This is a genomic window from Pseudoalteromonas sp. Xi13, assembly GCF_003952205.1.
In the GTDB taxonomy this organism is placed as follows: Bacteria; Pseudomonadota; Gammaproteobacteria; order Enterobacterales; family Alteromonadaceae; genus Pseudoalteromonas; species Pseudoalteromonas atlantica.
Genome location: NZ_CP034439.1, coordinates 1,712,582 through 1,735,591, shown reverse-complemented (window position 1 = coordinate 1,735,591; position 23,010 = coordinate 1,712,582). Strand labels below are relative to the sequence as shown.

Annotated in this window: 19 protein-coding genes, 1 tRNA gene and 1 pseudogene; 8 read left to right on the top strand and 13 right to left on the bottom strand. The window is 40.0% G+C overall.

Features of this window, described 5'->3' with window-relative positions; translation table 11 throughout:
• Window positions 1-250: 250 nt before the first annotated feature.
• From nrdA to yfaE, 3 genes are all read left to right on the top strand, one after another.
• The gene (gene nrdA / locus EJ103_RS07820; protein WP_054982452.1) at window positions 251-2,533 is read left to right on the top strand and encodes a class 1a ribonucleoside-diphosphate reductase subunit alpha; all 2,283 of its coding nucleotides are present in this window, start codon (window positions 251-253) and stop codon (window positions 2,531-2,533) included.
• A 61-nt stretch (window positions 2,534-2,594) separates the two neighbouring features.
• Window positions 2,595-3,725: a class Ia ribonucleoside-diphosphate reductase subunit beta gene (gene nrdB / locus EJ103_RS07815; RefSeq protein ID WP_126006934.1), complete on the top strand. Its 1,131-nt coding sequence runs from the start codon at window positions 2,595-2,597 to the stop codon at window positions 3,723-3,725.
• Entirely contained in the window at window positions 3,725-3,997 is a 273-nt protein-coding gene (gene yfaE, locus EJ103_RS07810) for a class I ribonucleotide reductase maintenance protein YfaE (protein ID WP_004587862.1), read from the top strand. Before nrdB ends, yfaE begins: the two co-directional genes overlap by 1 nt.
• A 2-nt stretch (window positions 3,998-3,999) precedes the next feature.
• On the opposite strand, the pseudogene EJ103_RS07805 reads toward yfaE, so the two are convergent.
• From EJ103_RS07805 to EJ103_RS07795, 3 genes and pseudogenes are all read right to left on the bottom strand, one after another.
• Window positions 4,000-4,560, bottom strand: a pseudogene (locus EJ103_RS07805) (DUF1287 domain-containing protein); the annotation flags it as partial.
• Between the two features lie 64 nt (window positions 4,561-4,624).
• Window positions 4,625-5,104: a hypothetical protein gene (locus tag EJ103_RS07800; RefSeq protein WP_126006930.1), complete on the bottom strand. Its 480-nt coding sequence runs from the start codon at window positions 5,102-5,104 to the stop codon at window positions 4,625-4,627.
• A 39-nt stretch (window positions 5,105-5,143) separates the two neighbouring features.
• The gene (locus EJ103_RS07795; protein WP_024034088.1) at window positions 5,144-5,572 is read right to left on the bottom strand and encodes a hypothetical protein; all 429 of its coding nucleotides are present in this window, start codon (window positions 5,570-5,572) and stop codon (window positions 5,144-5,146) included.
• A 212-nt stretch (window positions 5,573-5,784) separates the two neighbouring features.
• Between EJ103_RS07795 and EJ103_RS07790 the strand changes: the two genes are divergently transcribed.
• On the top strand, window positions 5,785-6,174 hold the full coding sequence (locus EJ103_RS07790; protein ID WP_126006928.1) for a YkgJ family cysteine cluster protein: 390 nt from the start codon (window positions 5,785-5,787) through the stop codon (window positions 6,172-6,174).
• A 124-nt stretch (window positions 6,175-6,298) separates the two neighbouring features.
• The gene (locus EJ103_RS07785; RefSeq protein WP_126006926.1) at window positions 6,299-8,680 is read left to right on the top strand and encodes a TonB-dependent receptor; all 2,382 of its coding nucleotides are present in this window, start codon (window positions 6,299-6,301) and stop codon (window positions 8,678-8,680) included.
• 268 nt (window positions 8,681-8,948) lie between these two features.
• Here EJ103_RS07785 and EJ103_RS07780 read toward each other — a convergent pair whose 3' ends face one another.
• The 7 genes from EJ103_RS07780 to EJ103_RS07750 form a co-directional block, all read right to left on the bottom strand.
• Window positions 8,949-9,569: an FKBP-type peptidyl-prolyl cis-trans isomerase gene (locus EJ103_RS07780; protein ID WP_004587856.1), complete on the bottom strand. Its 621-nt coding sequence runs from the start codon at window positions 9,567-9,569 to the stop codon at window positions 8,949-8,951.
• Window positions 9,570-9,638: 69 nt separating this feature from the next.
• Window positions 9,639-10,025, bottom strand: coding sequence for a hypothetical protein (locus tag EJ103_RS07775; RefSeq protein WP_029772511.1), 387 nt, complete (start codon window positions 10,023-10,025; stop codon window positions 9,639-9,641).
• A gap of 53 nt (window positions 10,026-10,078) precedes the next feature.
• Window positions 10,079-10,169, bottom strand: a tRNA-Ser gene (locus EJ103_RS07770).
• A gap of 128 nt (window positions 10,170-10,297) precedes the next feature.
• Window positions 10,298-10,675: a hypothetical protein gene (locus EJ103_RS07765; RefSeq protein ID WP_024034084.1), complete on the bottom strand. Its 378-nt coding sequence runs from the start codon at window positions 10,673-10,675 to the stop codon at window positions 10,298-10,300.
• 204 nt (window positions 10,676-10,879) lie between these two features.
• Complete coding sequence (locus EJ103_RS07760; protein ID WP_004587853.1) at window positions 10,880-11,428, bottom strand: NAD(P)H nitroreductase; 549 nt, start codon at window positions 11,426-11,428, stop codon at window positions 10,880-10,882.
• Window positions 11,429-11,670: 242 nt separating this feature from the next.
• The gene (locus EJ103_RS07755) at window positions 11,671-12,354 is read right to left on the bottom strand and encodes a DoxX family protein (RefSeq protein ID WP_126006924.1); all 684 of its coding nucleotides are present in this window, start codon (window positions 12,352-12,354) and stop codon (window positions 11,671-11,673) included.
• Between the two features lie 90 nt (window positions 12,355-12,444).
• Window positions 12,445-14,406: an NADPH-dependent 2,4-dienoyl-CoA reductase gene (locus EJ103_RS07750; protein ID WP_126006922.1), complete on the bottom strand. Its 1,962-nt coding sequence runs from the start codon at window positions 14,404-14,406 to the stop codon at window positions 12,445-12,447.
• A 219-nt stretch (window positions 14,407-14,625) separates the two neighbouring features.
• On the opposite strand from EJ103_RS07750, the gene sppA reads away from it, so the two are divergent.
• Both sppA and ansA read left to right on the top strand, forming a co-directional pair.
• On the top strand, window positions 14,626-16,491 hold the full coding sequence (gene sppA, locus EJ103_RS07745) for a signal peptide peptidase SppA (protein ID WP_126006920.1): 1,866 nt from the start codon (window positions 14,626-14,628) through the stop codon (window positions 16,489-16,491).
• Window positions 16,492-16,573: 82 nt separating this feature from the next.
• Window positions 16,574-17,584 (top strand): asparaginase, encoded by a 1,011-nt coding sequence (gene ansA, locus EJ103_RS07740; RefSeq protein WP_024034079.1) that lies wholly within the window; start codon window positions 16,574-16,576, stop codon window positions 17,582-17,584.
• Between the two features lie 66 nt (window positions 17,585-17,650).
• Here the strand turns inward: ansA and gndA are convergent, their stop codons facing one another.
• Window positions 17,651-19,024, bottom strand: a complete 1,374-nt coding sequence (gene gndA, locus EJ103_RS07735; protein WP_024034078.1) for an NADP-dependent phosphogluconate dehydrogenase — start codon at window positions 19,022-19,024, stop codon at window positions 17,651-17,653.
• Window positions 19,025-19,408: 384 nt separating this feature from the next.
• On the opposite strand from gndA, the gene pyk reads away from it, so the two are divergent.
• On the top strand, window positions 19,409-20,845 hold the full coding sequence (gene pyk / locus EJ103_RS07730) for a pyruvate kinase (protein WP_004587847.1): 1,437 nt from the start codon (window positions 19,409-19,411) through the stop codon (window positions 20,843-20,845).
• Window positions 20,846-20,907: 62 nt separating this feature from the next.
• Here pyk and EJ103_RS07725 read toward each other — a convergent pair whose 3' ends face one another.
• Together EJ103_RS07725 and EJ103_RS07720 are read right to left on the bottom strand one after the other, a co-directional pair.
• Complete coding sequence (locus EJ103_RS07725) at window positions 20,908-21,732, bottom strand: LytTR family DNA-binding domain-containing protein (RefSeq protein ID WP_004587846.1); 825 nt, start codon at window positions 21,730-21,732, stop codon at window positions 20,908-20,910.
• Complete coding sequence (locus tag EJ103_RS07720; RefSeq protein WP_024034075.1) at window positions 21,729-22,802, bottom strand: histidine kinase; 1,074 nt, start codon at window positions 22,800-22,802, stop codon at window positions 21,729-21,731. Before EJ103_RS07720 ends, EJ103_RS07725 begins: the two co-directional genes overlap by 4 nt.
• Window positions 22,803-23,010: the final 208 nt, after the last annotated feature.

Here is a 23,010-nt window from a genome sequence, read left to right as displayed (position 1 = left end):
GTGACTACTAACACAAATACGTTATCCCAAAGTTATCCACAAATAGGGGCAATTATGTCCCTTGCAAATCAGCTCAGACCACACTATCTTGTGATCTCTAAATTGAACAACACCAGATATTGTGGCCAAATGTTATTCAATTAAATTCGCCAATACGGTGAAACTTATAATAAATGAATACGTACCTTGCTTTAGCGAGGTATAAAGCATTGGTCAAAATACACAATTCCCAAGGAATACAGGCAAAGCTATGAACCAACAGTTATCTGTAAGCAAGCGTGACGGGCGTAAAGAGCCTTTAGATCTTGATAAGATCCATCGCGTTATTGAATGGGCCGCCGAAGGTTTAAACAACGTATCGGTTTCACAGGTTGAATTAAAGTCACACATTCAATTTTACGACGGTATTCGTACAAAAGACATTCACGAAACCATCATTAAAGCAGCAGCCGATCAAATTTCAAAAGAGTCGCCAGACTACCAGTACTTAGCTGCCCGCTTAGCTGTATTCCACTTACGTAAAAAAGCGTATGGCCAGTTTGAGCCACCACGTTTATTTGATCATGTTACAAAAATGGTTGAAGACAAACGCTACGACGCTCATTTACTCGTTGATTACACAGAGCAAGAGCTTGATGAGCTAGATGCTTATCTTGATCATTCGCGCGATCTTAACTTTAGCTACGCAGCAGTAAAGCAGCTTGAAGGTAAATACCTGGTACAAAACCGCGTAACGGGTGAAATTTACGAAAGCGCTCAGTTTTTATATATCTTAGTGGCTGCGAGTTTATTCTCTGACTACCCGCGCGAAACGCGTACTGACTACATCAAACGTTTTTACGATGCAGTATCAACGTTTAAAATCTCTTTACCTACGCCAATTATGTCGGGTGTGCGTACGCCTACGCGTCAGTTTAGCTCGTGTGTACTTATTGAATGTGGCGACAGCCTTGATTCAATTAACGCCACATCATCTGCCATTGTTAAGTACGTTTCACAACGTGCAGGTATTGGTATTAACGCTGGCCGTATTCGTGCTTTAGGTAGCCATATCCGTAATGGCGAGGCGTACCACACAGGTTGTATTCCTTTTTATAAGCACTTTCAAACAGCGGTTAAAAGCTGCTCGCAAGGTGGCGTACGTGGCGGTGCTGCAACGTTATTCTACCCGCTTTGGCATTTAGAAGTAGAAAACCTACTGGTACTTAAAAATAACCGTGGTGTTGATGATAACCGTGTTCGTCATTTAGATTACGGCGTACAGTTTAATAAACTAATGTATTCTCGTTTAATTAAAGACGACTACATTACGTTATTTAGCCCATCAGATGTGCCTGGCCTTTACGATGCATTCTTTGAAGACCAAGACGAGTTTGATGCGTTATACGTAAAATACGAGCAAGACGAGTCTATTCGTAAAAAGCGTATTAAAGCGATTGAGCTTTTCTCAATGTTCGCACAAGAGCGTGCCAGCACAGGTCGTATTTATTTACAAAATGTGGATCACTGTAATACGCACAGCCCGTTTATTTCTAAAGTGGCGCCAATTCGCCAATCTAACTTATGTTTAGAAATTGCATTGCCAACTAAGCCGTTAAATAACGTAAACGATGAAGAAGGTGAAATTGCACTTTGTACGCTATCTGCATTTAACCTAGGCGCTATTGAGTCACTTGATGAACTTGAAGAGCTTGCAGAGCTTGCAGTACGTGCACTTGATAACCTACTTGATTTCCAAGACTACCCAGTACCGGCTGCACGTAATGCCACTATGGGCCGTCGTACGTTAGGAATAGGCGTAATTAACTACGCTTACTACCTTGCTAAAAATGGTAAGCGTTACTCAGATGGCAGTGCTAATGCATTGACTCACAAAACGTTTGAAGCAATTCAATACTACCTAATGAAGGCATCAAACGAGCTGGCTAAAGAGCGTGGCGCGTGTCCTAAGTTTAACGAAACAACGTACTCTCAAGGTATTATGCCAACTGATACGTACAAACGTGACTTAGATAAAATTTGTGATGAGCCACTGCACTTAGATTGGGATTCGTTACGTGCCAGCATTAAAGAGCACGGCATGCGTAACTCAACACTTAGCGCATTAATGCCTTCAGAAACATCGTCGCAAATCTCTAACGCAACTAACGGTATTGAGCCACCACGTGGTCACATTAGCGTTAAAGCAAGTAAAGACGGTATTTTAAAACAAGTAGTTCCTGAGTACGAACGCTTAAAAGATAACTACGAGCTACTGTGGGATATTCCATCAAACGATGGTTACTTACAGTTAGTGGGCATAATGCAAAAGTTTATTGACCAAACTATTTCGGCCAATACTAATTATGATCCAAATAAATACGAAGGCGGTAAAGTACCTATGAAAGTCTTATTAAAAGACTTACTAGGTGCATACAAGCTTGGTGTTAAAACACTTTACTACCATAACACCCGTGATGGCGCATCAGATGCACAAGACGACACTCCAGAAGTGGAAGATGATGATTGTGCAGGCGGCGCGTGTAAAATTTAATAGTTAAACTTAAAGCGGGCTCTTTGCCCGCTTTGTCCTGATAGTTTTTTGAGTGATAGACATGTCTTATACTACTTTTAGTCGTAACCATAATGATCAAATGCAAGAGCCAATGTTTTTTGGCCAAACCGTTAACGTTTCGCGTTACGATCAACAAAAATACCCTATTTTTGAAAAATTGATTGAAAAGCAGCTTTCGTTTTTTTGGCGTCCAGAAGAAGTAGACGTAAGTAAAGACCGTTTAGACTTTCAAGCATTACCAGAGCACGAAAAGCACATATTTTTAAGTAACTTAAAATATCAAACGCTGCTTGATAGTGTACAAGGCCGCTCGCCAAACGTTGCCCTACTTCCTATTGTGTCTATTCCTGAGCTAGAAACATGGATAGAAACATGGGCATTTAGTGAAACTATTCACAGTCGCTCTTACACCCACATTATTCGTAACGTTACACAGTCACCAGAACTTATTTTTGATGACATAGTTAGTAACGAAAAAATTAGCGAACGTGCTGATGCGGTCACCACCTACTACGATGATTTAATCAATGGTGTATCGCTTTATAACCTGTATGGCGAAGGCAAGCACGAAATTAACGGTCAAACCGTTGTAATTAGCTTATTTGAGCTTAAAAAGAAACTTTACCTTGCCATGATGTCGGTAAATATTCTTGAAGCCATTCGTTTTTATGTCAGCTTTGCGTGTTCGTTTGCCTTTGCTGAGCGTGAATTAATGGAAGGTAACGCTAAAATCATCAAGCTAATCGCACGTGATGAAGCGCTTCACCTGTCGGGTACGCAGCATATTTTAAACATTATGCAAGATGGTAAAGATGACCCTGAAATGGCGATTGTTGCCGCGCAGTGCCGTGAAGAAGCCATTAAAATGTTTGTTGAAGCCGCAGAGCAAGAAAAAGAATGGGCAGAGTACTTATTCAAAGATGGCTCTATGATTGGTTTAAACAAACACATTTTATGTCAGTATGTTGAATACATTACTAACGCACGTATGACCGCCATTGGCCTGCCTGCGCAATTTGAAAACAACAGTAACCCGATTCCATGGATCAACTCATGGCTTGTGTCTGACAACGTGCAAGTTGCACCGCAAGAAGCTGAAATTAGCTCATACCTTGTAGGTCAAATTGACTCACAAGTAGATGCCTCAGAATTTGGTGACTTTGATTTATAATGAGTGACAAACCCACTGCAAGTATAACGCTTGCAGATAACAGCCAGTGTATAGAATTTAGCACTGGCTGCCCTTCTGTTTTACATTGCTTAGAAAACCAAAAAATAGACGTAGCGTATCAATGCCGCGAAGGCTATTGTGGCGCGTGCAGAGCCACGTTAGTCTCTGGCCAAGTGCACTATAACGAAGAGCCTTTAGCGTTTGTACGCGAGGGGGAAATACTGCTGTGCTGCTGTAAGCCAAACGGTAATATAAGTATTAATTTAAAATAAATTTACTGCGTTTTATTCAAATGCTGTGGTTCAAACCGGTAATGCCCTATGATTTTATAATCAAAAAGCATATCGGTTTTTTCTACCCCGCGGCCAATGTTATGTACAATTAATGGATTGCCAGTTTGTACTGAACGCTCATTAACTACCATCCCTATATGTGGCAGGTTACCCGGTAACATCCAAGTCACTATATCACCTGTTTTATACTCTTCAGGGCCATCAGATAATACTAACGCACGACCCTGTCTTTTAAAGTAGGTTTGTAAGTTAGGCACTCTGCGGTGGTCTATATTTTTATCGGGTTTGGTCAGTCCCCAAATACGCTTTGAGGGGTACAGAGTAAAATTGTCACGCATGTCTTCGTGTACTAACTGTTGTAAATCTATACCTAACTGGCGATAAGCACGAATTATCACATCGGTACACACACCAATATTACTTGGCACGTCACCACCTGGGTAACTTATTGAACGATAACTCCCATCATACGTAACTTGGTGTGTTGTTCGCTGTATTAATGCAGCAGTTATGTCTTCTTCAAATGAATTAGCTAACGCACTAAAAGTGCGCTAATACACTAAAATATAACCATACATTAGCCATATTCTGTTCCTTGTAAAAAATTTATAATGCATCCAGTACATACTCAGGCACATTTATTTCCTCGCCTGAATTTATAAAGTGAGTATCGAGCGAATAAGCCATAATTTCAAGCGGTGCATTGTGATAACCAAAGTGCTTAATTTCATTCATATAGCGCTCTATAAAGGCTAAAGCACCAAGATTTTGCCACTGCAATACATGCACTAATTCATGAAAATGTACGCGCAAGTTATCAACACTTGTCGGCAACAAGTAGTAAGTATTTTTATAAGTTATGCCGCTGACTTTCATATCAATAAAATCACCCAGCCCCATGGCACGTAAAGCAGTAAAATCGGGCTTGGGTATTTCATCGATTACAACATAAAAGGCATTTTCCAAAAATTCAGTTGGGTAAAAACCTGCAAACTGTGATGCAAATTGAGTACAGCACATCCGTTTGTATTTATATTTATGATTTACCTCATCAATCCATTGCTCGATTGCGGTTAATATATCCATATTCCAAACCTCATTACAATCGCAACTAACTAGGCTTAATTAACCTTCTTCTTCAGTCAGTGACTCAAGTAAATCATGAATTTCGGCTTTAAGCGCTTTATCTTCAATTTTATTAGCGCTTACCTTGGCATTTTTTAGGCTTTTAATCGCTTCGTTTTTTTGTCCAAGCTCTATTTGTAGAGTTGCCATTGAATAAGCAACCGACGACATATGATCTTTATTATTGATTGCAACCGACTTTTGTAGCGCTTTTTCGTATGTGGTAATTGCCTCTTCAAGTTCTTCGGTAAAGTCAGCTAAGGTTTCCCACTGTACAGGGTGATCTTTTGAAGTATTCTCGTTTTCTTCACAAATAGCTTTGAGCCTAGAAAATAATAATTCAAACCTTTTACGGTCGTTTCTATTTGCAGCTTCCATCAGTTGCTCTGCTAAATCATGTACTGCTTTATATACTTTGGTGTTCATCATCAGGAACTATCCTTAACTGGTCACTAAACTAACTATTTAGAGGCGCCCTAATCTTATTAGAACGGCTAATTATTTAGGTGTAATAATACATTATTAATAGATAGCGGGTTGGAATTAAAAGTGTGGTTTTAAAATTATATATAAAAAAGTAATCCACGTTAGTTACAGTGATACACTGAGAAACTAATGGACACCTAATATACTGGCTAAAAATGAAAGAGTGCAACCAATGCGGTAAATGCTGTATTAAATACGGTGGGGGCGATTTAAGTGCAACCGTACAAGAAATTGAAATGTGGGCACTGTTTAACCCAGAGATTTATCAATATGTTAAAGATGATGAAATTTGGTTTGATCCAAAAACGCAAATGCGACTCTCCACTTGCCCCTTTTTAGAAATAGCGCCCAAAAAAGAGCCCTCCCATAAAACAATGTATACCTGTAGCATTTACCTAGATAGGCCAGAAGATTGCCGCCATTATCCAAGCCTAGTGTCAGAAATGATACGTGATGAATGCGAAATGATAGAACCTATCGATGTAAAAAACCAAACTAGAGCACAACATAAGCTTAATATAATTATGCTTGATAGCCGCTATTAATCAGCTTATCTTATTTGCGTGTTTATTCATCGAAAAACATTAAGCTATAGTATAACATTGTTGATAAGTCAAAAACGCGGTGTTATATTATATCACAACATAGTAACCGCGAACCTTTAAGACAATGACAAAGTTAACATTAATTTCCTCTGCAGTTTTTTCTGTTTTATGTTCTCATTCAGCACTTGCTGCTACCGTTACCGGTAAAATAACAGACGATAAAAACCAACCTATTGAAAACGCAGCTGTACACGTACATGGTAAAGACCAAGGTGTAAGAACCAACGCACAGGGCGAGTTTTCTATTGATGTAGACTCTCAAAGTCAATTGCATGTAAGTAAAGACAACTTTATAGACTCGCGTATTGCGGTAAATGAAAACTCAAACAATGTAACGGTTTCGCTTACACCTACCTCGGTAGAAACCGTTGTTGTATATGCCTCTGCACTGCATAAAAATAGCTTAGAAATGATTTCGCCGGTGAGCGTTTTATCAGGTGATGAGCTTAAAAACAAATCAAAAGCGACTCTTGGCGAAACACTAAAGGGCTTACCAGGTGTTAATGCCAGTTACTTTGGTCCGGTGTCATCAAGCCCTATTATCCGTGGTTTAGATGGCCCTCGCGTTAAAATTACCCAAAACGGTTTAGATGCCAGCGATGCATCACGCATTGGCCCTGACCATGCAACATCAAGTGACAGCTTAGCAGCTGAACAAATTGAAGTATTGCGCGGTCCAAGCACCCTACTTTATGGCTCAGGTGCAATTGGTGGTGTGGTAAATGTGGTTGATAACCGTATTCCAACGAGCAATTTAGATGATTTAACCGGTGCTGCTGAATACAGCCATGACACGGTTTCTAACTCAAATACCGTGGCTGCAAAACTAGAAACAGGAAATGACGGATTTAACTTTCATTTTGATGGGACTAAACGCAGCGGTGATGACTATGAAACGCCTACATTTAACATTACAGATGAAGATGGTGATGTTGAAACTCATAACTCTGTAGAAAACACTTTTATTGATAGCGACACATTTAATGTGGGTACGAGTTATGTGGGCGATCATTTAACGGTTGGCTTTTCTTACGGTAGCATTGAAACCGATTACGGTATTCCTGGACATGAGCATCATGATCATGACCATGAAGGTGAAACCGAAGAAGAACACGATGAGCACGCAGATGAAGAGGAAGAAGAGTCTGTTTATGCACATCTAGAGCAAGATCGTTGGCAAGGTCTTATAAGCTATGCGCTTGATAAGAACTGGATTGAAAATATTAACCTTCGTGTTGGCTACACTGATTACAAACACAGTGAAATTGAAGACGGTGAAATTGGCACCACCTTTAAAAACGAAACAACTGAAGCACGCTTAAATGTAGAGCACAAGTTAGCGCAGTGGCACGGTATGATGGGCTATCATTATAGCGAATCGGACTACGACGCAATTGGCGAAGAAGCATTTACCCCTGCAAGTGTAACCACTACACATGCGTTATACCTACTTGAAGAACGTGAATTTGGTGATGTTACACTAGAGCTTGGTGCGCGTATTGAAGATTACGAAATAACAAGCACAATTACCGAAAGCGAGCACGCACATGATCACGATGAAGAAGAAGATCATGACGAAGGCGAAGAAGAAAGCATTGCATACAGCGAAAGCTTTACTAATGTAAGCGCCTCTGCCGGTGCTATTTGGCAATACACACCAGGGCAAAGCGTAGCACTTAGCTTATCTCACTCTGAGCGTGCGCCCCTTTCTGCTGAGCTTTTATCAAACGGATTACACATTGCTACAGGTACTTACGAGTTAGGCCTTGGCTATCATATTGAAGATAACGAGATTCACTTTGAGCCAGAAGACATTAAACAAGAAAAATCGACCAATTTAGATTTTAGCTTTAGACGTTTTAGCGGTGACTTTGGTTACACAGTTAACTTTTTCTATAACGATATTAAAAACTTTTATTATCAACAAAACACTGGATTAGTTTACGACGAAGGAGATGGTTTAGAGTCTGCAATTGGCGCTCATGATGATGCGGTTGCCGTATATCAATTTGCCAGCAAAGATGCTGAACTCTACGGTGTAGAATTTGATGTACACTATCAAATTGACCCTAGTGCCATGGTTAAAGTATTTGGTGATTCAACACGCGCTAAGCTAAAAGACGACGAAGGTAACTTGCCGCGCATACCAGCAAATAAATTAGGATCTGAATTACAATACAATGTAGGCGATTTACAACTAACACTCACAGGTACGCACTACTTTGAGCAAGATAATATTAGCGCCTATGAAACTAAAACCGATGGCTACACAATTGTTGATGCTCAAGCTAATTATCAGTTAAGTTTAGGCGCTATAGATACGCAGTTATACTTAAATGTAGATAACATTACAGACGAACTTGGCTTTGTTCACAGCTCGTTTATAAAAGATAAAGCCCCACTACCTGGTAGAAACTTCCGCTTTGGTATTAGAGGTTATTTTTAATAACGCTTTGGCATTTATTTAGTTACTTTTAAAGCCGCATTTTATATGCGGTTTTTTTATGCCTACTCATTTAATTAACTAGGTTATTTACTTGTTGTAATAGCGTTTGTAGCGCAGGTAGCAAGTTTATCTTTCCCCCAAAATAACTCACTTAATTATGCGGATTGGCCTACATTATTAACGTTTTTAAAGCTTGGTATAAAACCACAAGACACAAAAAAGCCGCGGTCAAGACCACGGCTTTTTAAATACTGACTTAATAACTAAATCAAGAAAGGATTTCGTGTAGCTCAACGTCAAATACAAGCGTTGAGAAAGGTGCAATTGCAGCACCTGCGCCACGTTCACCATAAGCAAGCTCATGAGGAACGTAAATACGCCATTTAGTGCCTACTGGCATCATTTGTAAAGCTTCAGTCCAACCTTTGATCACGCCACCTACTGGGAATTCAGCTGGTTGACCGCGCTCGTAAGAGCTATCAAATACTGTACCGTTAATTAATGTACCGTGGTAATCAACACGTACTGTAGACTCAGCAGTTGGCTTTTCGCCTTCGCCTGTTGCTAGTACTTCGTATTGTAAACCAGACTCGGTAACAGTGATTTCAGGACGCTTAGCGTTTTCTTCTAAGAATGCAATACCTTCAGCAGAAAGTACTTTTGCTTCTTCTTCACGACGCGCTTGGATCTCTTCGTTAATTTTTTCAAATGCAGCTTGGATCTCAGGGATCTCAACTTGAAAAGCGCTACCAGCGTACGCATCTTTCATGCCTTCAAATACTGAATTTAGGTTTAAGCCTTCAAAAGGGTTAGACTTAAGTTGCTCACCCATTTGTAAGCCAATACCGTAACTTGCTTTTTCAGCATCTGTAGTAAAATTATCTGACATAATGTGTTTTTCACGTTTTGTTAGTTAAAAGACGCGTACATGCTAACATAAAATAAAACCGGTTTGGGGCTAGTTTTTACTGTGTTTTACCTTAATTTTGCCAACTATGTAGCTACAAAGGGGTAAACTGAATAAAAATCCAACAAGCAATGGCCACGCTAGTAAACCGCCACTGCCAAACAGCACCAATGGCACTAATACTAAACCAACTAAAGCAATAAAAGCTGCGCCAATAACAGGCCAATGCGTATCGTATTTAGTAATAAGATGCGCAGTTAATACGTTGAAGCCAATACCATACACAAAGGCGGTGATAAGCGTTGCGTCTGGTTGTGCATCTGCTGCCATTTTTATTAATAAATTAATCGCGCTTTGATAACAGTAGCCAAATACAATCCACAGTAGTACATGCTTTACTAAGCGTTGCGATGTTGTAAGGTTTGCTTCTTTTGACATTTATTAAACTCCACAAAGCAAAAAACCGCCCATAAGGCGGTTTTTTTAAATAATGGTGGAGAGATAGGGATTTGAACCCTAGATAGGCTACAAACCTATGCCGGTTTTCAAGACCGGTGCATTCGACCACTCTGCCATCTCTCCGTACGGCGCGAATAATAGGGGGTATTGAGCAACTTGTAAAGACCTAAATGTAAATAATTAGCTAAAAACAGCATTTGGTTCAAAAAACCACCACAAATAGCTAAAAACCTACATTGCTCATTGCCCTATTAATAATATTGCTTTGGCCTGCGTGCAATCCACGAACAAATTAAGCATAGTAATAAACTAAGTGCTAAAAATGTAACGCTTTGAAAGATTAAATCAAAACGGTTTAAATCATCACTTGGTACTACCACAAATAAAAATGCAGGTAATACACTAAGCAATAACACATAAAAACAAATTTTAAAGGCCCGACCAAAATCAAACCTTTTAGACTGCTGCATCCACCAGGTTAATAAAACAAGCATTCCCATAGCAGAGCCAGCTATAAAATGTGCAGTATTCGTGCTCATTGCCACATAAAGTGTAATAAAAGCACCCACTATTCCCCAAATTGACCATGCCAGCCAATTCTCTTTTTCTTGTAAAAATAAATTTCCCATCGTTTTCGTCTTCTTTATCGTTATTTTTATTAAGACTTTCCATACTTTAACAAAAAACAACCGATTAAAAAACAAACTGAAGAAGAAAAAGTTAACCTATATTGCTTCCGTGCGCTTCTCACAGCTAAATCAAAAAAGGACGAGCCTAACAGCAGCAACCTTAATGCTATATGACTGCGCAAAACTGCAATAGTTCATTATTTATTATAAATAAGTGAAGTAATCATCTGGTTTGTGCTTAGCTGCCTTTTTGCACTCAATCTCTGGGGTGCCTAAATATAAATACCCAACGATTTCATCTTGTTCGTCTAAATTAAGGGCATTTTTGACTGCTGTGCTTTGTGCAAAATACCCTGTACGCCATACACCACCTAAACCTTGTGCAAATGCGGCTTGTTGCATGGCAAGTACACTGCAACCGGCGCTTTGTACTTGCTCAATACGCGGCACTTTTGGATGGGCTTGATACTTAGCAATAGCAATAATGATCATCGGTGCGCGCAGCACAAGCTCTTTTGCGCGTTTAATCACTTTTTCTTCTTGCTGCTCAGCAACGGCGCTTTGATGGTATATCTCACCTAATTTATGGCGAGCATCACCTTGAACGACAATAAACTGCCAAGGCGCAATACATCCGTGATCAGGCACCCGTAACGCGGCTTGCTTTATTATATCGAGCTGCTCTGAATTTGGCCCTGGGGCGGTTAATTTAGCGTCAGATTGGCGGGTTAGTAAAAGCTCAATAGCATCCATAGCGTACTCTCATAATTCAAAACGTTAGAGTACCATTTATGCCTTTAAAAAATAAACTCTGCTTAATTATCAATTTTATTAAAACCCTACTTATTCTCTCGTATTACAGCGCCATTACTGCGTAAACAATATTCATATACCACTGTATAAATCCGAGAGAGGCGCGATGCGTTTAACACACGTTACAAACAAAAAGGGCGTATAAAAAATATTTATACGCCCTTTTTAAACCAATTTGTTTGCTACTCTTTTACTACTGCACGCCTGAGCCAATAATCAACACTAACAAAGCGACCGCCACCTACAAAAAACAAGCTAAGTAACATGGCAAAATAAATAGCAGAAAATTCAATACCGTTATTTATTATGTAAGGTTTACCTTTTTCATATAAGTAATCAGTAAATCCGTGCTCTTCAACTATGCCCCTAATTTTACCTATACGTTCTTGTACTTCTAGTGAGTTTTCAAGGCTTTCTTTAGCCCCAGGAATTGATAACCAATCAAGTACTTGAGCCGAACTGGTTGTAGGGTTTGATGGCGCTATAGCAAACCAACCATTATGCCAATGCACAGTTGTTGCTGCCACAACCATTGTAAACATCAGCGGAATGCTTACTAAGCGGGTAAATAGCCCAAAGAGTAAAAACCACCCGCCTAAAAATTCACTCCAGCCTGCTAAAAAGGCAAGTAAGTCTGGAAATGGTAAACCTAAACCCCATTCACTATTGCCAAACCATTGTACAACGCTTGCATCAGCAAGAAAATAGCTAAAAAAGCCGTCGGTTTCTCCACTTAGGGCTAATTTATTAAAGCCCGCAATAATCATTACGGGGGCTAAAATTAAGCGAAAAAGTAACGCAGGTAATCCGTCGGCATACGATAGATTACCCATGATTTTATTATACAAACGAAATAATTTACTCATGTGTGGCCTGCTTTGTCAGTGTTTTAAGTTATGGACTCTATACACACAAGACCTGAGGGCACTGTAAATTATTTCATTTTATTAACACTGTTAAATGGCTCTGGCCACTTGAAGCGCTTCAAAAATTGCACGCTTTGCATCAATTGCTGCTGCTAATTTAGCGCCACCAATAACATGTACCTTTGCATTTTCGCGGTGTTGCTCAAGCACTTCATTATTAGAAACCTGCCCTATACACGCAATAACCGTATCAACCGGTAGTACTTGTTTTTCTCCGGCAACAGTAACTGTAAGGCCGTTTTTATCAAAACTGTGGTACTGGCAATCAGCAATTTGTTTAACGCCATGTTGCTTAGCGACTTGACGATGTATCCAGCCTGTAGTTTTACCAAGCCCGCTACCAAAGCGCCCTGCACTGCGTTTTAGCATGTATAATTGTCGCTCATCTTTGTGCGGCTCTGCCTCGCACTCAATACCCCACTGCTTTTTAAACTCAGGAATAGATTGCGATTTGTGCTCACTTAAAAAAGCAACCATATCAAAGCCAATACCGCCGGCACCTAAAATGGCTATTGATTTGCCCAGTTCGACCTCACCGCGTATAACTTCATCATAAGCAAATACACGCTTAGAGTCTGCGCATTCAATTGCAGCTTCACGCGGGCGTACACCTGTGGCAAATACGATGTCATCGTATTTTTGTAACATTGCATCATCGTAGGCTTTACCAAGCTCTACATTTACGTTGAGCCTTTCAAGTTCATCAGTAAAGTAGCTAAGCGTATGATTAAAGTCTTCTTTACCTGGAATTTGCATGGCTAGATTAAATTGGCCACCCATTTGTGTTTTTTGATCGATAAGCGTTACTGTATGCCCTTTTTCAGCCAAATAACAACTTGCCGAAAGCCCAGCAGGGCCCGCGCCAACAACTAATACATTTTTAGCTTTAGAAGCTTTATCTAACGGGTAATCAAGTTCAAAGGCGGCTTGTGGGTTAACTAAACAGGTTGCACGTTTATTTTTAAATACGTGGTCTAAACAGCCTTGGTTACAGCCAATACAAATATTTATTTGTTTAGTTTGCTGATTTTGATATTTGTTAAAAAACTCCGGATCGGCTAATAAAGGGCGCGCCATTGAAATTAAATCGGCTTCATTATCATTAAGGATTTGGTTGGCTATATCCGGCGTGTTGATACGGTTTACAGCTATAACAGGTACATTCACCACTGACTTTAATCGTTTTGAAGCTTCTTTAAATGCTCCAGGAGGCACCATACTGGCGATTGTTGGCACGCGTGCTTCATGCCACCCAATGCCAGTATTAAAAATATCAACACCGGCCTGCTCAAGTGCTTTTGCCTGAATAGTGACTTCATCAGGGGTTGAGCCATTCGGGATTAGGTCCATAACAGATAATCTAAAAATAATTAAAAACGTATCAGATACTTTAGCTCTAACGGCTTTAACTATTTCAAGCGCTAATCGCATTCTATTTTCTAGGCTGCCACCAAATTCGTCATCGCGCTTATTGGTGTGTGGCGCCATAAATTCATTAATTAAATAACCTTCAGAGCCCATTACTTCAACACCATCGTAACCTGCTTTTTCTGCCATATAGGCAGAGTGCGCAAAGTCTTTAATGGTTTTTTTAATCGAGCCTAACGACATTTGTTTAGGTTTGTATGGATTTATAGGCGCTTGAATAGCGCTCGGGGCTTGGTTAAACGGATGATAAGCGTACCGACCAGCATGTAAAAGCTGCAAACATATTTTTCCGCCATGTTTATGAACGGCGCCTGTGTATGCACGGTGTTTAAATACATCATAATAACTGTTAAATGATGAAGAAATAGGCGTTAATTTACCGCGCAAGTTAGGGCTGTATCCCCCGGTAATGATCATGGCCGTGCCGCCTTTAGCACGCGCCTCGTAAAAAGCGCTTAACCTTTTGCGGTTGTGCCAGCCCTCTTCAAGGCCTGTATGCATTGAGCCCATTACCAAGCGGTTTCGTAATTGTGTGTGTTTTAATTGTAATTGTTGTTCTAACATCCTGTGCCCCATTAACTGGTCTAACCTGTATACAGTAGCTAATTCTGCTTTAATGGCAAGTAATAAGCAATATGTGCCTGCATTTAATTAAAAATACGATTAAAAACGTATATTTATGTAACCTCATAAACACTTCGTTACGATTTAGCAGTTAAAATTATTTTTATTCTAGGCTAAGATGGAACTAATGTATTAGCTGTACCAAATTAAGGAGCTATTTTGATAGCAAAGGTATTTAGAGGTATTTGGGCTGGAATAAACTTTTCTCGTCGTTTAATACTCAACATTTTGTTTTTATTACTGGTTGTTGTATTTTTTATGTCGCTATCAAGCGATGACGATACAATAATAATAGAAGATGGCTCTGTACTTAGGCTTAATCTTAATGGGCCTATTGTGGAAGAAAAAACATATATAGACCCTGTCGAAGCAGCTATTAATGATGCTACGTCTAATTCAGAAGCACCTAGTGAAATTTTACTTGATGATGTAGTCAAAGTGATTGATGAAGCCACTAATGACGAGCGCATCAGCGTTATCTTACTAGATTTGCAAGAAATGCCGAAAGCCCACCTAAATAAGCTAAAGCGTATTACTAAATCGTTAGATGCCTTTAAGCAAGCGGGTAAAAAAGTGATTGCATCGGGCTACTATTACACTCAATCGCAATATTATATTGCATCGCATGCCGATGAAATTGCAATGCATCCTTATGGTTCGGTAGCCATTGAAGGCTATGGAATGTATCCACTTTACTTTAAAGAAGCACTAGAAAAACTTAAAGTAACGCAGCATATTTTCCGTGTCGGTACGTTTAAGTCGGCGGTAGAGCCGTTTATTCGTAACGATATGTCTGATGCTGCTAAAGAAGCAAACCGTGTTTGGCTTGGTGCATTATGGAGCGAATATAAGCAAGATGTTGCTGCAGTTCGCCCTTTTGATGAATCGAACTTTGACGAAACCATGGATGCTTACCTTGCTAAAATGAAGGCTGCAAATGGCGATGCAGGTAAATATGCACTTGACCATCAATGGGTCGACTCGCTTAAAACAACTCAGCAAATTCGCCAACAACTCATTAATTTAGTTGGCGCACAAGAAGACGGTAAAACATTTAAGCAAGTGTCTTTTCGTGAATACTTAAGCTTAGTTAAGCCCCCTATCGAATTTGATAACCCAATTACAGAAAAAGTTGCTGTAGTTGTTGCTAAAGGTACGATTGTTGATGGTGAGCGCAAAGCAGGTGAAATTGGCGGCGACTCTACCGCAGCATTACTTCGCAAAGCACGCCTTGATGATAAAGTAAAAGCGGTTGTTTTACGTATTGATTCAGGTGGCGGCAGCATGTTTGCCTCTGAGGTTATTCGCGCTGAAGTATTAGCACTTAAAGCCGCAGGCAAACCTGTAATCGCATCGATGAGCTCAGTTGCCGCATCTGGCGGTTATTGGATTGCCTCAGCAGCTAACGAAATTTGGGCAGCACCAAGTACTATCACCGGCTCTATTGGTGTGTTTGGTACATTTATGACTTTTGAAGATACTTTATCTGAAATTGGTGTGTACTCAGATGGTGTTGCAACGTCAGAAATGGCTGGATTTTCTATTACTCGCCCGCTTAATGAAAAAATGGCGCAAGTTATTCAAATGAGTGTTGAAGAAGCTTATAGCCGCTTTATAGATGTTGTTGCTGATGCGCGCAATATGACACCAGAGCAAGTTGATAAAATTGCACAAGGGCGTGTGTGGATTGCTTCACAAGCACAAGAGCTTGGCCTAGTTGATAAGCTTGGTGATAAACAAGATGCGATTGATGCTGCAGCGGCGCTTGCCAAACTTAATCACTACGAAGTGAAAACAATTAAGCAAGACCTAAGCCCGCAAGAAAAAATGCTGCAAGATATTTTTGGCAGTGCATCCGTTAAATCTATGCTTGGCTTAAATACAAATACAGCCTCTGTTTTAGCCACTCAAGCTAATATTAATACGGTGATAAAGCGCCTAAGTAGTGAAGTCGCTGATCTGAAAGATTATAACGATCCGCAGGGTGTATACGCACGTTGTTTAGAGTGTAGCGTTGCACAATAAAAGTGCACGTATTTACTCAAGCAGCTGTATTTAAAACAACTTAACGTTATACTAAGCCCAGTTTTTTTACTGGGCTTTTTTTATGAAACGTAAACGCATTTATATCGCATACACTGGCGGTACCATAGGTATGAAAAAATCGAGCCGTGGCTACATTCCGGCTGAAGGTTTTTTAACAGAAACAGTGGTCAATAACGCAGAATTTAACCGTGAAGAAATGCCCCTTTTTGATATTCACGAGTACTGCCCATTAATCGATTCATCAGATATGTCGCCAGCGCATTGGCAACTAATAGCTGATGACATTAAAAGCAAATACCACGATTACGATGGTTTTGTGGTACTTCATGGCACCGATACAATGGCTTACACAGCCTCTGCCCTGTCGTTCATGTTCGAAAACTTAACTAAACCCGTTATTGTTACTGGCTCACAAATTCCTTTATCGCAATTACGCTCTGACGGCCAAGTTAACTTATTAAACGCCATGTTTTTAGCGGCTAATTACCCCATTGCTGAAGTGAGCTTATTTTTTAATAACCAATTATTTAGAGGTAACCGAGCCACTAAAGCACATGCCGATGGTTTTAATGCTTTTGCATCTCCTAACCTAGAGCCTTTAGCGTTATCTGGAATTAATATTCAGCTAATTAAAGGTCAGCTAAGCCCTTATGTAGAAAACGAACTACAGGTAACCACCATTACACCTCAGCCAATTGGTGTACTTTATTTATACCCGGGCATTAGTAAAGACGTGGTTAAAAGTTTGGTGAATGACAATATAAAAGCACTGGTATTGCTTAGCTTTGGCGTAGGTAATGCCCCACAAGACCCCGACTTTTTAGACGTGCTAAGTGAGGCAAGTAAACGCGGCATGGTTATTGTTAATTTAACGCAGTGTTTAAAAGGCCATGTAAATATGGGCGGCTATGCTACGGGTAACGCGTTATTAAATATTGGTGTAATAAGTGGCTACGATATGACACTAGAGGCGTGTTTAACAAAGCTGCATTATTTGTTTAGCCAAAACCTAGAAATTGAAACGATTCGCCATTTAATGCAAGACAATTTACGCGGTGAATTAAGCCGCTAATTTTAGTGACCAAAACGCAAAAGGCACGCTAAATAGCGTGCCTTTATTAATTTATAAACGCGTTAATTATCTTACTTTCGCGTCTATACCCACTAAGTCAGTTAAGTGGCACACTTCACCTGAGTGAGTTTTAATACCATGCTCACCAAAGTAATCACGCTGAGCTTGTACTAAATGCCCATTACTTGGTGTGGTTAATGTTGCTAAATACGTTTGTGTTGATGCAAGTACAGGGAACGCTAAGCCAGTCATTACAGCTTGCCCAGTTACTTTGCGTAGCGCATTAGATTCATTTTCAAGCGTATCAATGTATTCAACGCCTTGCGCTACACTATCTAGGTAGTCAGCACGAATAATACAACCGGCACGCCATGTTTGCAGTGTTTTAGACAAGTCTACTTTCCACTGATGGGTACGAGAAGCCCCTTTAATTAACGCTAAACCTTGGCGATACGCTAATAAGCTCGCCAATGTAAATGCATCTTTTAGCTCTTCAAGGTCAATATCAACCTTGTTTGTAGCTTTAGCGGCATATGTCATTTCTTGTGCAGCGGTGGTGTCACATACATTGGTTAAGTGGCGAGCTTGCACCGCGGCAACCAGTGAAGGAACAGCAATACCTAGCTCAAGTGCATTTTGCGCAGTCCACAGGCCTGTGCCTTTTGCGCCTACTTTATTATCAATTAAATCAACAAGCGGCTCTTGCTTGGTGTTTTCAAGAGATAAAATATGGCTAGAAATAGCAAGTAAGTAGCTATTTAAGTGACCGGTAGACCAGTCATCAAAAATTTCAGCCACTTCTTTTGGTGAGCGACCTGTGCCAATACGAAGTAGTTGATACACTTCAGCAATAAGCTGCATAATTGCGTATTCAATGCCGTTGTGAACCATTTTTACAAAATGGCCACTGGCCGATTGACCAACGCGTGCAAAACACGACTCGCCATTGTAGCTAGCGGCTACTTTTTCAAACCATGGTTCGATTCGCTCCCAACCGCCTTCTGAGCCACTTGCCATCATTGCAGGACCATGACGAGCGCCTTCGGCACCGCCAGAAATACCCATGGTGGCAAATTCAAATTTGTTTTGATACTTAAGTTTACGATTAATGCCGTCTTTGTAGTTACTGTTACCACAATCTACAATCATATCGTTACACTGTACGCCAGCTTCAACAAGCTCATTACACACAGCATCAACCAGTTCGCCTGCAGGCACTAATAATAAAATAGAGCGAGGTGCTTCTAAACGCCTTACCATGTCTCCTAAATCAGAAACAATATGAAGTCTATCGGCCATGCCTTGCGATTTAGCACAACTTAATAACTCTTCACCCGCATGTGGGTTTTTATCATATGCGACTAACGTTATGCCTTTTTCAATCATGTTTAAGGCAATATTTTTGCCCATAACGCCTAACCCGACTAATGCAACTTGCATTTAGTGTCCTCCTCGGTAACAACTATTTGGTTAGTAAACTAAGTAATTCATTAAATAATACCGCGTGCATTATACTCATACCGTCATAAAATGCGAACGTTGAGCTAACACAGCATGCTTTTTTATTACGCTATTAAAAAGCACTGCAATTGTATCAAATATAAGGGCTGTGCGGTTACAAATACTCTGCGTATTTTGAATTTAAGATCATTGACGGATTTTGACACCGGTGTCATAATGATGACATATTCGTTTTGTATAAAATAGTGGCAATACTAACTAGTTTGCCTATAACTAAAAATGTTTATACATAAGTTATAAGTATTTTGAAGTCACAAAATAACCGTCAACCTGCTTACACATCTAAGCACACAGGAGAATTTGATGCTAAGACGCACAAAAATAGTCGCTACACTTGGGCCTGCAACAGATCGAGATAACAATCTAGAAAAAATTATTCGCGCTGGCGCTAATGTAGTACGTTTAAACTTCTCACATGGTGTTGCACAAGATCATAAAGACCGTGCACAAGCTGTACGCGAGATAGCCACAAAATTAGGTAAACATGTTGCTATCCTTGCAGACCTTCAAGGTCCTAAAATTCGTGTTTCAACGTTTAAAGAAGGTAAAGTAAACCTTGAAGTAGGCGCTAAATTCACCCTAGATGCAAAAATGGAAAAAGGTGAAGGCGACGTAAACGCGGTAGGTATTGATTACAAAGAATTACCACAAGATGTAAGCCCTGGCGATTTATTACTATTAAACGATGGCCTTATTCAACTAACCGTTGAGCAAGTAGAAGGTCACTTAGTGCACTGCTCGGTTACGGTAGGTGGTGTATTATCAAATAATAAAGGCATTAACCGTTTAGGCGGTGGTTTAACAGCCCCTGCGTTTACAGAAAAAGACAAAGAAGATTTAATCACTGCCGCTGAAATAGATGTTGATTACATTGCAGTATCGTTCCCACGCAGTGGCGATGATATGCGTTATGTACGCTCTTTAGCAGAAGCTGCAGGTTCTAAAGCACAACTACTTGCAAAAATTGAACGTGCAGAAGCCGTAGAAACACAAGAAGCCGTAGATGACATTGTTTTAGCATCAGACGCTGTAATGGTTGCTCGTGGCGATTTAGGTGTTGAAATTGGTGATGCTGCGCTAATGGGTAAACAAAAACTCATTATTCGTCGCGCTCGTTCATTAAACCGTACTGTTGTAACCGCAACACAAATGATGGAATCGATGATCGATAACCCAATGCCAACACGCGCAGAAGTTATGGATGTGGCAAACGCGGTACTTGATGGTACTGATGCAGTTATGCTTTCAGCAGAAACCGCTGCCGGTGATTACCCTGAAGAAACGGTCGCTACAATGGCACGTGTTTGTTTAGGTGCAGAATCGCAAAAAGAAACCCACGTATCTAAGCACCGTTTAGACAGCCGTTTTTCTAACAATGCAGAATCTATCGCGCTTTCAGCTATGTACGCTGCTAATCACTTAGATTCGGTTAAAGCCATTGTTACCTTAACTGAGTCAGGTAGCACCGCTAAACTTATGTCGCGTATCAGCTCTGGTTTACCTATTTACTCGCTTTCACGCCATGCAAGCACGCTAGGCCAAACAGCGCTTTATCGTGGTGTTTACCCTGTGTTTTTTGATTCTACAAAAACTGAAAAAGACGGAATGGTTAAAGCCGCACTTGATACCCTTGTAGCACAAGGTTCATTACACTCTGGCGATACAGTAATTATTACTCACGGTGACTCTATGGAAACTGTGGGCGCAACGAACACAATGAAAATTGTAACTGTAGCGTAATTTCTGCCTTATATAAAAAATGCGAGCTAAGCTCGCATTTTTTATGCCTGTAAAATACCAAACTAGCTGGCTAGCGCTGCTTTTACTTTATCGCGATAGCTTCGGCTTACTTTAAGCTCTTGTCCGTTTTCAAGCACTAATAAATACTCACCGCTTACTTGTGTAACCAGCTTGCTTATTTGTTTTGTATTTACAATTGCACTGCGGTGAACGCGCACAAACAAATGTGGGTCGAGCTCTTGCTCAAGCTCTTTCATTGTTTTGCGCAAAATATGTGTTTGCCCATCTTGGCAATGTAAACACATATAATCGCCGGCGGCATCAACCCACTGAATTGTCGCAACCGGGACACGAATAATTTCACCCTGCTCTTTTACCGCCAGTGATTCTGGGTAACGTTTGTCGGTTAAGGTATCGCCTGTGGCTAATTTTTTAAGTATTTCTTCACAGTTATTACCTGTAATACCGGCAACAAAACTCGCTAGTTTTTTCTTATGGGCGTTGTCTTGCTGTGTTTTTAAGTAACTATGCACTTTTTCTACCGCCTGTTTTAGTCTGTTATCGTCAACGGGTTTTAAAATGTAATCCAAAGCATGTATTTCAAATGCCTTTACTGCAAATTGATCAAATGCAGTAACAAACACAATCGCGGGTAACGCTTTAGTGCTTTCGCTTAAGGCACGGGCAACTTCAAAGCCATTCATTCCTGGCATTTGTATATCTAAAAAAACTAAGTCTATTGGGTGCTCTTTACATGCTTCTATTGCATCAGAGCCTGAACTACACAGTTTAACTACTTCTATATCAGTATATTCTTCAAGTCTTACTGCTAAGCCCTTTCTTGCTAATGGTTCATCATCAACAATGATGGTTTTAATTTTAGTCATTTCTTCACAGCCTTCTCAAACGGTACTCGCAGATTAACTTTCAATCCACTTGGCGTATTATGTGATAATACAAACGAATAATTATTTTCATAGAGCGTTTTTAATCTGTCTTTGGTATTTGCCACCCCTACCCCTTGTGCATTTACAAGTTGTCCGTCTATTAATTCGGTACCGGGGCCATTATCACCTACTTCAAGTAGTAGCTCGTTGGCAAAAACCTGTGCTTTTATGTCTATCACACCGCCTTGTGACATATGCGCAATGGCGTATTTAATTGCGTTCTCAATTATCGGTTGCAAAATTAAGCTTGGCACAAGTGCCTCTTTTGCTTGCTCGCTTACATCTACATTTACTTTTAAGCGCTCATCAAATCTAACCCGCTCTATTTCTAAATACAGCATTAATGCGTGTAGCTCTTGCTCTAAAGGCACTTTTTTAATGGGATCGGTATTTAGTGTATAACGCAAAAAGTCGCTTAACCTTGCCACCATTAAGTTAGCATCTTTGTTTTCTTTTACCAAAACTAATGTAGAAATAGCATTAAGCGTATTAAATAAAAAATGCGGGTTAAGTTGATATCTGAGCATTTTTAATTGCGCTTCATGGGCCATTGTAGTTGCTTTAAGCGCTTTTTGTCGCTCACTTTGTAATAGCTGGTAATACTTTATGCCAAAGTATAAGCCACTCCAACATAAAATTATGTAAACAGAGTCTAAGCCATGCTGTAAATAGTAAAACCAATCTTCTGGGCGATAACCATGGCGGTATATTTCCCATAAATTGAATTTTTGTACAATTGCCCACAACGTACCTGTAATGTACGAGGCACCAAATACAACCACCATTAATATCCACGGCGATGCATTCCAGGTTTTTCTATAAATATAACGAAGTGGGACTGTCATTAAACAGCCCGCATAGGCATTTAATAATATAACGAACACGTAAATATCACGCATTTCAAATACTTTAGAGCCGATATAATTTACAAGCGCATAACCAATCCAGCCTGCAATTTGCAATAGCCAAAAAAAGCGTTGCCTGTTATCAACTAAAGATTGCCAATTCAAAATAAAATACAACTCCGTATAAGTTAGCCAATAAGTTAAAATTACGTTAGCTAATTTAACCACTGGTTTGGTTATTATATCGATTATTACAAAGTGTTAGCAGTACCAACTGTCTTAATTTTTAAGAGCCTTACCGCAAAGTTAAGCCAATAAAAAAGCGAAAGGCTTTAACCTTTCGCTTTTAAAATGCCGATTCAATCAGCTCGTA